Below are 11,982 nucleotides of genomic sequence, written 5' to 3' on the forward strand. Positions count from 1 at the left end.
CCCAGTGTTCCAGTAAGGATGAGATCAATGGCTGAAAGTGTGGTTGTCAATCGAGAAAATTTTGCTACGGTGGTGCTTGCGGCTTCCCAAGAGAAACCCGTCTTAGTGGATTTTTTCGCCACCTGGTGCGGCCCCTGTCAAATCCTCAAACCAATTCTCCAAAAGCTCCTCCAGGAGTATGATTTCACCCTCGCCCTGGTAGATATTGACCAAAACCCAGACCTCGCCAATGAGTACGGCGTCGAAGGGGTGCCCGATGTGCGCGTTGTCACCCAGGGGAAAGTGATTCCGGGGTTTGTGGGGGTCGTCACCGAAGCCCAGATTCGTGAAATCCTCGATAACCTCGACGTCAAATCTAGTCTAGATGAGGCGATCACCCAGTTACAGCAATACCAAAACGCTGGCGACTTGGCCCAAGCGAAACAATGCCTTGATCAATTGTTTAACGACTATCCCAAGCATCCCAAGGTGGCGATCGCCGCTGCCGAATTTTTGCTTCACTGCCAGAAACCCACAGAAGCGACCCGTCTGCTCAATACTATTCCCCCAGACGATCCAGACTATGGGGCGATCGCTGCTCAGTTGCGGGGTCGAATTTTTCTCCAGGACATCAGTCAAACCGAACCTGCTAGCGAGCTCGACCAAAAATATATCCGGGCTGCCCAGTTGGCCCTCGCCGAAAACTACGAAGAAGCCCTCTTAATTTTTCTCGAAATTGTCGCTGGCGATCGCCGCTACCAAGACGACGGCGCCCGCAAAGCGATGGTGACGATCTTTAACCTGCTCGGTTCAACCCATCCCCTAACCCAAAAATTCCAAAAACAACTGATGCTCACCCTGTACTAAGCCTAGATTTTGAGGCGGAAAAAAGGGGATTTTTGGGCATTCTTGTGGCTTTTGCCAGAAACTTTTCCCCCTAGGGCTATTCCCAACCAAAACAGTCCCTAAAGAACGCTAAATTTACCTGTCTGCTTCCCTTACAAACAGAAAATAACTGTTACAGTTCTTGACACTTGATCTATGGCGTAGGGGTCTGGTGATAGCATTTGCGAAACACCCTTTATTTAATAAAGATTTTTGAGCATGTCTAACGAGCTTACTGGAAAAACACCGAAATTCGGTGGCAGCACGGGTGGTCTACTCGCCGCTGCTGAACGGGAGGAAAAATACGCCATCACCTGGTCTAGCGCAAAAGAGCAGGTTTTTGAACTGCCCACCGGTGGTGCAGCGGTCATGAACGAAGGCGATAACCTCATGTACTTTGCCCGCAAGGAACAGTGCCTTGCCCTCGGGACTCAGCTGAAAACAAAATTTAAGCCCAAGATTACCGACTATAAAATTTACCGTGTCTTCCCCTCCGGCGAAACTCAGTTCCTCTATCCTCTGGATGGTGTACCTTCTGAGAAGGTAAACGAAGGTCGCGAATACCAAGGGAAAGTTGACCGCAATATCGGGAGCAACCCCGAGCCGGCAACCCTGAAGTTTTCTGGTGTGGCCCCCTACGAAGCCTAGATTTTTACCACAACAGTTCGGGCGGAAGTTGACAGTTTTAGTTTGAGTTATGAAGGCTTTCTTGGTGGCGGCAGTTGGCCCAGACCGATGGAGAAAGTCTGTTATGATGAAAAGCTGAACAAAAGGCTTCCGCTTCTTTGTGTCTAGCTCTATTTTTACTTTTTATTCACTGTCCCAGCGGCCCTCCATGTGCCCCAGGCGACCGACGCATTTCCTATGATTTTTCCTGATTTCGAGCAGTTTCGGCATCTCAGTCAACAGGGTAATTTTATTCCGGTCTATCAGGAGTGGGTGGCGGATCTCGAAACGCCAGTGTCGGCTTGGTATAAGGTTTGTGCAGATCAACCCTACAATTTTCTGCTGGAGTCCGTTGAAGGGGGTGAAAATATTGGTCGTTATAGTTTCCTCGGTTGCGATCCGGTTTGGATCTTAGAAAATAAAGGCGATCGCACCACGCAGAAATTTCGGAACGGTGACACCAAAGAATTCACAGGGAATCCCTTCGATGTGTTGGCTGACTGTTTAGCCAGTATTAAACCCATCCAACTGCCGGAACTACCACCGGGCATTGGGGGCCTGTTTGGGATGTGGGGCTACGAATTGATGCGTTGGATTGAGCCACGGGTACCAGTGTACGAGCGCCAGGAAGAGGATCTGCCCGATGGCCTCTGGATGCAAATTGATAGCTTGATTATTTTTGACCAAGTTAAACGCAAGATTTGGGTGATCACCTATGCCGACCTGCGAGATCCGGCGGTGTCCCTAGAGGAAGCCTACCAAAATGCCTGCGATCGCGTTACAAAATTAGTCCTTAAGCTCAAGTTGCCCTTGCCCGTCGCGGCCAAACCCTTAGAATGGCTCGCCAACCCAGACGGGGAAGCCCTCAAGTACGAAAGCAACACTTCCCAAGCAAAGTTTTGCCAGAACGTTGCCAAGGCGAAAGAATACATCAAAGCCGGGGATATTTTTCAGGTGGTGCTTTCCCAGCGGCTCCAGACAACCTACGAAGGTCATCCCTTTGATCTCTACCGTTCCCTGCGTCTGATTAATCCTTCCCCTTATATGTCTTTCTACAATTTTGGGGACTGGCAGTTAATCGGTTCTAGCCCAGAGATTATGGTCAAAGCTGAGCAAACCCCAGACGGAAAACTCCAGGCGATGCTCCGACCGATTGCGGGTACCCGACGTCGAGGGAAAACTCAGGCGGAAGATTTGGCGTTAGAAAAAGACCTCTTGGCCGATCCCAAGGAAATCGCTGAACACGTGATGCTTGTCGATTTGGGCCGCAATGACCTCGGTCGTGTCTGCGAAAAAGGCACGGTGACAGTCGGGGATTTGATGATTATCGAACGCTATTCCCACGTGATGCACATCGTTAGTAATGTGATGGGCGATTTAGCCCCTGACCAATCGGCTTGGAATCTACTACAGGCTTGTTTTCCTGCCGGAACCGTCAGCGGTGCCCCGAAAATTCGGGCTTTAGAAATCATCAACGAACTGGAACCAGAACGGCGTGGCCCCTACTCTGGCGTCTACGGTTACTACGACTTTGAAGGACAACTGAATACGGCGATCACCATCCGCAGCATGATCGTGCGATCGCAGGGGAATCAGCACCACGTCTTTGTCCAGGCGGGCGCGGGTATTGTCGCAGATTCGGAACCAGAACGGGAATACCAAGAAACCCTCGATAAGGCGCGGGGCATGTTAGAAGCGATTCGCTGTCTCAAGGTTTAATAACTGCTGAGGACAGGGAGCTTTCTTTAAGAAATCGTTGGATTCAGGATCACAGCATCCCCCACTGAAATCTTGCCGGAGCTTGTGGGCATGAGGTTAATGCCAAAAAGAATCCCCTTGGCAGTGCGGCGAAAGGTACCGAGGGTGCGGAGGGGTTCTTGGGTTGGGTGGCGATCGCCTGTGGCTTGATTTGTCGTAATCACAACGCAACGCTCGCAGGGTTTAGCAGTCACAAAGGTAATATCGCTAATTTTGAGGGTCCGCCAATGGTCTTCGGCGAAGGGGAGTTCCGTCTCGACCACCAGATTAGGACGAAACTGATTCATCGGCACGGTCGCCCCTAACTTTTCCCCCAGCAGCTTCAAGGAAGCGGTATTGGTGAGGAGCACCGGATAACCATCGGCAAAACTGACCGTTTGATCTTGCCAGAGGGCATATTTCGGGTTGAGGGGACGGGGATGGTCGGGGGATTGGCGCACGAGACGGCAGGAAGTTTGTAGCACCGCCGAAAACCAAGCGGCGGCTTCTGGGCCTTGATCGAGGGCTTGGGTCTGGTTCCGCCAAATCGTCACAGGTTTTAGGGAGCCTGTCGTTTCCCAGGGGAGTTTGAGGGGCGAGAAATTATCAAAAGTTAAGGTGAGATTATCTTCTGCAATGTGGGGCTTAACCCTGGCCAATTGGGGATATTGTCGTTGACTTAAAAATTTCCCGTCGGGATCAACAATCATCCATTGGCGATCGCCTTTAAAGCCCTGGGTCAAAACATCCACCGTCTCCGAAGAAATCCCGCCGCAGGACTTCACCGGATAAATCCATAGAGCCGCAACCCGTGCCACCCGCTAGACCTCTAACAAATTATGTTGGGCCATGTAGCTGAGGAGCCAACTGGCCATGGTCGCCCGGCGCGTGAGTCGTGGAATCAGTTGATCCACCGTGTAGCCCTTAAAACCCATTTTTTCCTTGAGCAGAGCTTTGTAGGGCTTGGGGATTGAGCGGGTCAATTGCACCGTGGGGGGACGTTCCTCAATGAACTTAGGCGGTTCAGGATATTTTTCGGCCCAGGTTGGATCGACTTGATCCAGATTCCAATGGTTCTGAGTTTCATCGTAACGGTAGCCGAGATAATGCCAGACCAATTGGTGCAGGGTCTCATCATCGAGGCTATCGTCAATAATTTGCTGAATTGTGTCCGTTGTCAGGGGAGGCAAAGTCACGATCAAAGCGGAAAAAGGTGCAAAGAAAACTAGATGAACTACTCCAGCCTAAGAGGCATGGAGTTTCCGTCGTTTCATCACCCCAAGTTGCCTCATGCTTCCGCAATCGGTAGAGCTTGGCGGCTCCGCGACTGAAGAGGCCAGTTCCTGACCCCTTGCCCAGGCTAAATTAACCTGAGCTGCATTGATATCTCTATCCTCCCTGTGGCCACAGTTTGGGTTTGAGCAAATATGTACCCTGTCTGCCAATGTCTTTGGCGTTAGCTCCCAACATTTAGCGCAACGCTGAGAGGGCTTAAGCGTCCTTGTCGGGGACTCCACATAAAATCCTCCTGCCTCTGCCAGCTTGTATTCCAGCATTGAACCAATCATGCCGAAGCCAACCGAGAGAATGGAGCGGTTAAGCCCTGTTTTTTGAGCTTTCCGTTTGCTGCCTTTTTTGGCTTTGCGGGTCATGTTTTTGACGTTTAACTGCTCACCTGCAACCAGGCTATTACCGCTGACTATGTCGCTTGTGATTTGATGCAGCCAATCTTCGCGCTGACGGGTAATTTTGCGTTGCCGCATTGATACCTGCCGTCTCGCTTTTTGCCACCGCCGCGATGCTTTAACTCGCTTATTTCGGTTTGGTGCACGCTTTCGTCTGAGTTGCTTGGATGCTTGCTTAACCTGTTGTTCTCCCTCCTTAATAAAATCTGGCTTGCTGATTTGCTCCCCTGTCGAAAGGGCAATTGCTTCCTTGCAACCTAAATCAATCCCCACAGACCCACCCTCGGTTTCCCGCTTGGGTTCACATTTGACGGTGATTGAGGCGTACCACTTACCCTGGCGGAAGAATATCGTGCAGGTTGTTGGCTTTCCCCAGGTACGGGCCTTGCCCCTCATCTGCAACCTTCCCACATTGCTCAACTTGAGAAAGCCATGGTGACCTCCTGTTTCTACCTTCCAGCCTGCACCACAAGGATATGTCCACCCCGAATACTTCCGAGATGCCTTGAACTTTGGATATCCCCCCAATCCCTTAAAAAATCGGTTGAAGGCAAAGTCCACTCGCTTTAACGTTGCCTGTAGGGCATGGGAACCCAGTTCTTTAAATTCTGGCCATACTTGCTTGAACCCTGGCAGACTATTTTGCTGCTCAAAGTAATCGACTGCATGGTTGAACTTTTGGTACTGGGTTTTACGGTTAGCGATTGCTGCGTTGTACAAACTGCAATGTAAACGCCGCCAATAGTGCAGCTTTTTTTGCTGTTGGCGACTTGGATAGAGCCTGTAAGTGATTCGGCGTGTTACCATACTCTTATTGTAGTCTATTGTACCCACAATGAACAAGTCAGAAGTACTAAAAATAAGGCTAACATCAGAGGATCTGGCAAGACTCAAGGCGTTCGCGTCCAACAAGGATGTCAGCATGGCTCAAATTATCAGAGAGTACATAAGGCGATTGCCTAAGCCTGATTGATTTGGCTACTTCCGTTTCTCTTCAGTAGCTGCGCTATCCTTCCCTACCCTAAAGAGGGATAGGGACTGCCGCGCCCAAGTTCAATTTTAGGCGATCGCCCCCGCAAAATTAGACCAAAATCAATTGATTAGGATTTGATTAGCAAACAAAAATCTACCCTTAATCTTGCCGCGCTAGGTTCCATAGGGATTACACGACGATTGTTAACGTTCAGACGCCCTATGAAATTCAAATCCCTAACCGCCCTTTGCCTCGCCTCAACCCTCTGGGCCGGGGGCCAAGCGGTCCAAGCGCAAATTACCCTAAATCCCATTGGTCGTTATGAAACCGGCATTTTTGACGGGAGTGCTGCGGAAATTGCTGCTTATGATCCCCTGACAAAGCGCTTATTTGTTACCAATGCCGAAGCGAAAACCATCGATATTCTTGACTTAAGTAATCCGACCCAGCCGACTCTCATTACCAGTATTGAACTCGCCAACGGAGCCAATAGCGTTACGTTCCATGATGGTGTTTTAGCGGTTGCCGTGGAAGGCGATACACCCCAAATGCCCGGTCAAGTGGTTTTCTTTGATGCAATGGGCAGACAACTCAAGGCTGTTACTGTGGGCGCTTTGCCGGATATGCTCACCTTTACCCCCGATGGTCAAAAAATTGTTGTGGCCAATGAAGGGGAACCCAACGAAGATTACAGCAACGATCCCGAAGGTTCCGTGAGCATCATTGATCTCTCCAGAGGCGTTGCCAATGCCACAGTGAAAACCGCTGATTTTCGCGCTTTTAATAATGCCGAATTAGACCCTAGTGTGCGGGTTTTTGGTTTGAATGCCACCGTTGCCCAGGATTTAGAACCGGAATATGTGGCCGTTGCCCCAGATTCCCAAACCGCTTGGGTCACCCTCCAGGAAAATAACGCCCTCGCCGTGGTGGATCTCAATGCGGCCAGAGTGGTCGATATTGTTGGTTTAGGCTTTAAGGATCACAGTCTTGCGGTTAATGCCCTGGATGCAAGCAACAGAGATGGGGCAATTAACCTGGCGACCTATCCGAATTTGTATGGGGTTTATCAACCCGATGCGATCGCCGCCTATGAAGTGAATGGCGAAACCTTTTTAATTACCGCCAATGAAGGGGATTCCCGGATTCGTCCCACGGGAGATGATGAAATTCCTGGTGCAGAGGAAGGAGATATTTTCAACGAAGAAAGTCGGATCGCCGATCTAGACCTCGATCCGGTGGCTTTCCCTAATGCGGCGGCTCTCCAAGATGATGCTGTCCTCGGTCGCCTGAAGGTGATTAACAACATGGGTGATATTGATGGCGATGGTCAGTACGAAGAACTTTATGCCTTCGGGGCACGATCTTTTTCGATCTGGAATAGCGCCGGAGAATTGGTCTTCGATAGTGGCAGCCAGCTTGAGGCAATTACCGCCGCCGTTGCCCCCGAAAACTTCAATAGCACCAACGATGAAAATGGCTCCTTCGATGACCGCAGTGATGACAAAGGCCCCGAACCGGAAGGCGTTACCATTGGTCAGATTGGCGATCGCCACTATGGATTTATCGGTTTAGAGCGGGTGGGCGGCATCATAGTCTATGACGTTACGGATCCGATGGCACCGTTTTTTGTGACCTATACCAATGGTCGTGATTTCGAGGGAGATGCCGAAGCTGGCACCGCTGGGGATCTTGGCCCGGAAGGATTACTCTTTGTTCCCGCCGCCGATAGCCCCAATGGCGAAAACCTCTTGGTGGTGACAAACGAAGTAAGTGGCAATACGTCCATCTTCCAGATCATGGGCGAGTAGGAAATTTTTATCAGATATCAAAACAGAAATTTTCAGGGTGGGGGCAACCTCGCCCTTTTTTTGTTGCGTATAAGGGGGGTTTTAAAAGCCGTTTTAAAAGCCGTAGCTATGACCCTGGAGTGGCACAAAGCGCACGGCGATCGCCTTTTCCATTTCCAGGTCAGTGCTAGTTTTATGGAGGACTTCGAGACGTTGGCCGATGGTGCCCACAGGAATCACGAGGTGGCCACCCACCGCCAATTGTTGCAGTAGCGGTTGGGGACGATGGTCTGGGGCCGCCGTGACAAGGATCGCGTCGTAGGGGGCAAATTCTGGCCAACCCTTGTAACCGTCGCCAATTTTGTAGTGAATATTTTGATAGCCCAATGCTTCAAGGCGATCGCGGGCTTGCTGGGCTAATTCGGGCACAATTTCAACGGTAAAAACTTCCTGGGCAATTTCTGCGAGGATCGCCGCCTGGTAGCCGCACCCCGTGCCAATTTCGAGGACTTTACTCCTAGGGGTGAGGTGAGCCGCCTCAGTCATGTAGGCGACGATGTAGGGTTGGGAAATGGTTTGGCCATAGCCGATGGTGAGGGGTTGATCGGCGTAGGCAAGATTCTGGAGGGAAGCAGGCACAAAGCGATGCCGGGGTACTTTCTGGAGCGCGGCTAGGACGGCAGGATCGTCAATGCCCCTGGCGATAATTTGCTGCCTGACCATCCGCTGACATAACGCAACGGTGGGATCGGCACAGAAATCATTGGTGGGTGGAAGATCCATGGTCGCTGGCGAGGATCAATGCAGTTGAATCCTTCGACTTCCTCCTACCTCTATTGTACCGCTGGAAGCTAGAGGAAGTCTGGTCGTTGTTGTTGGGTTGCTGCGAGGAATTGGGCGATCGCCTCCCAGTTTTCTGTTTCGATGAATTCAATGGCTTGATCTAACTGCTGTCGATAATCAGTGAGGGATTTTAACAATGCCTGTCGATTTCCCTGGGCCATCATTAAACCCAATTCTGGATTGCCGCCGCCAACACGACTGGTATCCCGAAAGCCAGAACTTGCCAGGGCTTTCGCCATTTGTAAAACCTCTGAATTGATTTCTGACCCACAGGCCGCGATCAGACTCGCACTGACATAAACGGGCAGATGGGAAATCCAGGCCACCGCTTGATCGTGAATCTCTGGGGCGCAGCAGTAGAAACGGCTCTGGAGCAGCGTGATTAAGTCCTTGAGGATTTTTACCGCATCAGGGGAAGTTTCAGGGGTCGGCGTTAAAACGTAGGGCGCATTGATAAACAATCCGGGAAGCGCGGCGTCAATGCCCTGTTCAGCGGTGCCCGCCATGGGATGTCCGCCAATAAAGTTAGGCCACAGAGGGGCGATCGCCTGGACGATTTCCCCCTTCACCGAGGCCACATCCGTCAAAATTGCCGTGGGTTTGAGGTGGGAAATAATGGCTTGGGCCGTGGGTAAAATTGCTTTGATCGGCGTACAGAGAAAGACCACATCCGCATCCCGGAGTAGGCTCATATCTGTGCTGGCTTCGGTGACAATCCCCTTGGTCAAGGCAGTTTCACAGGTTGCACTTTGGCGGGAAACCCCCAACACTTCTAAATCATTTTCCCGGAAGGCGATCGCCAAGGATCCACCAATCAAACCCAGTCCCACAATGCCAATTTTCATGAATTTTTTCCCCATTAAAAATCCCCCGCACCGCAAGTGTTACCGGGGGAGCCGCACACTGTCACACGACAGCAATCACAAAAAAATTAGAGGTCGCCGCGAATTTCCTCGATGACACCATCCCGAACTACAAGTTCAACATTGAGCTTGCGCACCAGATTGTCACCCACTTTTACATCAAAGAAACTCTCCATTTGACCCTGGAGAAACTCTTGATCTAATTCTAAATTCTGTACCTGTTGGAGCTGCTGGAGCACTTGGTTTTTCTTCTCAAGGAGTTCCCGCTTTTTTTGGTTAACCTGGAGTTGGATATTTTCCATTTGTTGGGCGACCTGGGGGGTATTGCCCTGTTGTTGGAGTTCACTGATAGTGCGATTTCCCTGGACATCCAGTTGTTGTAATTGACCATCAAAAGTCGCTATTTGCCCCTGGAGTTGCTGCTGTACTTCCTCTTTCCAGCGGGGCGTCACGATGACTTTAAGATTAATCGGGCGTTTGAGGGTAACGGTAGGCACTTGGTTTCCGTCCATGTGAATGTTTTCCTAGAGAAATATAACTAAATTTTGTTAAATCAGCGGGCCAAAATCGCCCTATCTGCAAAATATTCTCAGGGTAGCATCAATACCCCAAGATTCCGCCATCCGAGTCGCTCAATCTTTGTCGTAAAGGGAAGCAATTAAGGCCGCATATTTTTCTGCTACCACAGGCCGCTTAATTTTGAGGGTCTGGGTCATCAGGCCATTCTCCATGGAAAAAGGCTCCAGAATTAACGCAAAATCACTAATGCGGTCATCTACCCGATAGCCAGGCCGATTTTTAATTTCCCGATTTAGTTCTTGTTTAAATAAATTCAAGACGGGCTTACTGTACAGATCCGTTTGGGGCAGTTGTTCTGAGGGGGTGCGAGGGTCTGGCAATTGTAAGCCGAGGCCACCCTGGGACACCCACTGACCGAGGGCTTCGAGGTTCGGCACGATCAACGCACCGAGGGATTTTTGATCTTGGCCCACCAGCATAATTTGATCGATGTAAGGGCTGCGAGCACAGGCGTCTTCAATGGGTTGTGGTTCGATGTTTTCGCCGTTGGTGAGAACGATGGTATCTTTTGCCCGCCCGGTTAAAACCAGATCGCCCTGGGGTGTGAGCCAGCCGAGATCGCCGCTGTCAAACCAGCCTTCGGGATCAATGGCCTTGGCGGTGGCTTCGGGTTTGCGGTAGTAGCCCTGCATCACCTGGGGGCCACGGATTAAAACCAGTCCCTTTTGGCCCTGGGATAGAGTTTGCCTGGTTTCAGGGTCGGCAATGCGGATTTCGGTGCCTTTGAGGGCTGGGCCAGCGGAGCCACGCACATTGCGTTCCGGGCGGCGGGCATTGGTGACAGGAGAGGTTTCGGTGAGGCCATAACCCACAAGAATATTGATCCCGACGATTTCAAAGAAGGTGTCGATGTGTTGGGCCAGGGAGCCGCCGCCGCTGATCACATAACGAATTTTGCCGCCGGTGGCCCCACGGATTTTTTCGTAAACGAGCTTGTTGCCGAGGAGGTGAAAGGGATAAAGGGCGATCGCCTTTGATTTAGCCATTAATCGTGTCAGGGGAGAAACATGGAAATGCTCCAGGCTGAGATTATTGGCAATGCGTTGGGCCAGGACATAATTTTGGGAACAGGTGAGGAAAAAGTTCACCAGCTTTTGTTTTTTGGCGGGCTGTTCCCGGAGATTTTTCTGCACTCCTTCATAGATCGATTCCCAAATGCGCGGCACAGCGACCATATAGCCGGGCTTGTAGGTTTGCAGATCTTTTTTAATATTGCGAATATTCGTATAAATCTGGGTGCAGCCCTGGGATAGGAGGAAATATTCGGCGGCCCGTTCGTAGGAATGCCAGGTGGGCAAAATACTCAGGGTGACATCGCCGGGGTTGGGTTGGATCACTTGGTCAAGATTAAGCACTTGGTAGAGGACATTGCCATGGGAAAGCATGACCCCTTTGGGTTTGCCCGTCGTGCCAGAAGTATAAATTAAGGTCATTAGATCCTGGGGCGATCGCCTCGGCATTTCGAGGGGTTCCTGGTTGCCGAGGGTCATCAGTTGGGAAAAATTAAAAATGGCGAGATCGGTTTCCGGCACTTCTTCATCGGTGAGGAAAATAACGGCCCGGGGCTGTAAGTCTGTAATTTCTGGGTTGAGCCGCTCAAAGGTCTTTAAATCTTCAACAATGAGAAACTGACTTTCACTGTCGCCGTAGATGTATAGCAACTCCTGCTTTTCTGCTTGGGATGAGCGCACCGCATTCACCGCCCCTGCTGCAATACTGCCTTGATCGGCAATGAACCAACGGGGACTATTGTCTGCAATCAGGGCGACTTTTTCCTGGGGTTGCAGACCAAGCGCCTGGAGGCCAGCCCCAAACTGCTGAATCCTCTGCCAGAGCTGATGATAGGTCAGTTTAAATTCTGGTTTTTGGTGGGGATCATAGAGGGCAACAATGTCGGCATAACGCTCGGCGGCGATCGCCCAAATTTCTGATAAAGATTGGATCTGGTCGTAGGAGGCAGCAGTGCTCATGGCAATTCCATTCAA

The 11,982-nt window shown here is 50.8% G+C and carries 11 protein-coding genes; 4 read left to right on the forward strand and 7 right to left on the reverse strand.

The window, feature by feature from the left end:
* Nucleotides 1-27 precede the first annotated feature (27 nt).
* From AWQ21_RS04045 to trpE, 3 genes are all read left to right on the forward strand, one after another.
* Complete coding sequence (locus AWQ21_RS04045) at nt 28-846, forward strand: tetratricopeptide repeat protein (RefSeq protein ID WP_065713440.1); 819 nt, start codon at nt 28-30, stop codon at nt 844-846.
* Between the two features lie 237 nt (nt 847-1,083).
* Complete coding sequence (locus tag AWQ21_RS04050; RefSeq protein WP_065713441.1) at nt 1,084-1,512, forward strand: photosystem I reaction center subunit II PsaD; 429 nt, start codon at nt 1,084-1,086, stop codon at nt 1,510-1,512.
* A 216-nt stretch (nt 1,513-1,728) separates the two neighbouring features.
* The gene (gene trpE, locus AWQ21_RS04055) at nt 1,729-3,249 is read left to right on the forward strand and encodes an anthranilate synthase component I (protein ID WP_065713442.1); all 1,521 of its coding nucleotides are present in this window, start codon (nt 1,729-1,731) and stop codon (nt 3,247-3,249) included.
* A 26-nt stretch (nt 3,250-3,275) separates the two neighbouring features.
* Here the strand turns inward: trpE and AWQ21_RS04060 are convergent, their stop codons facing one another.
* Genes AWQ21_RS04060 through AWQ21_RS04070 form a run of 3 tightly spaced genes read right to left on the reverse strand, consistent with a single transcriptional unit; the run spans nt 3,276 to nt 5,759 of the window.
* Nucleotides 3,276-4,085 carry an MOSC domain-containing protein gene (locus tag AWQ21_RS04060; RefSeq protein WP_065713443.1) on the reverse strand — a complete coding sequence of 270 codons (810 nt, stop codon included), beginning with the start codon at nt 4,083-4,085 and terminating at the stop codon, nt 3,276-3,278.
* 3 nt (nt 4,086-4,088) lie between these two features.
* Nucleotides 4,089-4,466, reverse strand: coding sequence for a DUF1823 family protein (locus tag AWQ21_RS04065; RefSeq protein WP_065715211.1), 378 nt, complete (start codon nt 4,464-4,466; stop codon nt 4,089-4,091).
* Nucleotides 4,467-4,511: 45 nt separating this feature from the next.
* The gene (locus AWQ21_RS04070; protein ID WP_065715212.1) at nt 4,512-5,759 is read right to left on the reverse strand and encodes an RNA-guided endonuclease TnpB family protein; all 1,248 of its coding nucleotides are present in this window, start codon (nt 5,757-5,759) and stop codon (nt 4,512-4,514) included.
* Nucleotides 5,760-6,146: 387 nt separating this feature from the next.
* Here AWQ21_RS04070 and AWQ21_RS04075 point away from each other — a divergent pair, with 387 nt between their 5' ends.
* Entirely contained in the window at nt 6,147-7,733 is a 1,587-nt protein-coding gene (locus AWQ21_RS04075) for a choice-of-anchor I family protein (protein ID WP_065713444.1), read from the forward strand.
* 93 nt (nt 7,734-7,826) lie between these two features.
* Here AWQ21_RS04075 and AWQ21_RS04080 read toward each other — a convergent pair whose 3' ends face one another.
* The 4 genes from AWQ21_RS04080 to AWQ21_RS04095 form a co-directional block, all read right to left on the reverse strand.
* On the reverse strand, nt 7,827-8,495 hold the full coding sequence (locus AWQ21_RS04080; protein WP_065713445.1) for a protein-L-isoaspartate(D-aspartate) O-methyltransferase: 669 nt from the start codon (nt 8,493-8,495) through the stop codon (nt 7,827-7,829).
* A gap of 68 nt (nt 8,496-8,563) precedes the next feature.
* On the reverse strand, nt 8,564-9,400 hold the full coding sequence (locus tag AWQ21_RS04085) for a prephenate/arogenate dehydrogenase (protein WP_065713446.1): 837 nt from the start codon (nt 9,398-9,400) through the stop codon (nt 8,564-8,566).
* 86 nt (nt 9,401-9,486) lie between these two features.
* Nucleotides 9,487-9,930 carry a YlqD family protein gene (locus AWQ21_RS04090; RefSeq protein WP_065713447.1) on the reverse strand — a complete coding sequence of 148 codons (444 nt, stop codon included), beginning with the start codon at nt 9,928-9,930 and terminating at the stop codon, nt 9,487-9,489.
* Nucleotides 9,931-10,050: 120 nt separating this feature from the next.
* On the reverse strand, nt 10,051-11,967 hold the full coding sequence (locus AWQ21_RS04095) for a long-chain fatty acid--CoA ligase (protein ID WP_065713448.1): 1,917 nt from the start codon (nt 11,965-11,967) through the stop codon (nt 10,051-10,053).
* Between the last annotated feature and the right edge of the window lie 15 nt (nt 11,968-11,982).

It is taken from the genome of Picosynechococcus sp. PCC 7003, assembly GCF_001693255.1.
GTDB lineage: Bacteria > Cyanobacteriota > Cyanobacteriia > Cyanobacteriales > MRBY01 > MRBY01.

What these genes read in the sequence shown, in the direction of transcription:
- trpE (WP_065713442.1), top strand. Translation starts at nt 1,729, where the DNA reads ATGATTTTTCCTGATTTCGAGCAGTTTCGGCATCTCAGTCAACAGGGT.
- AWQ21_RS04070 (WP_065715212.1), bottom strand. Translation starts at nt 5,759, where the DNA reads ATGGTAACACGCCGAATCACTTACAGGCTCTATCCAAGTCGCCAACAG.
- AWQ21_RS04045 (WP_065713440.1), top strand. Translation starts at nt 28, where the DNA reads ATGGCTGAAAGTGTGGTTGTCAATCGAGAAAATTTTGCTACGGTGGTG.
- AWQ21_RS04050 (WP_065713441.1), top strand. Translation starts at nt 1,084, where the DNA reads ATGTCTAACGAGCTTACTGGAAAAACACCGAAATTCGGTGGCAGCACG.
- AWQ21_RS04075 (WP_065713444.1), top strand. Translation starts at nt 6,147, where the DNA reads ATGAAATTCAAATCCCTAACCGCCCTTTGCCTCGCCTCAACCCTCTGG.
- AWQ21_RS04085 (WP_065713446.1), bottom strand. Translation starts at nt 9,400, where the DNA reads ATGAAAATTGGCATTGTGGGACTGGGTTTGATTGGTGGATCCTTGGCG.
- AWQ21_RS04090 (WP_065713447.1), bottom strand. Translation starts at nt 9,930, where the DNA reads ATGGACGGAAACCAAGTGCCTACCGTTACCCTCAAACGCCCGATTAAT.
- AWQ21_RS04095 (WP_065713448.1), bottom strand. Translation starts at nt 11,967, where the DNA reads ATGAGCACTGCTGCCTCCTACGACCAGATCCAATCTTTATCAGAAATT.
- AWQ21_RS04080 (WP_065713445.1), bottom strand. Translation starts at nt 8,495, where the DNA reads ATGGATCTTCCACCCACCAATGATTTCTGTGCCGATCCCACCGTTGCG.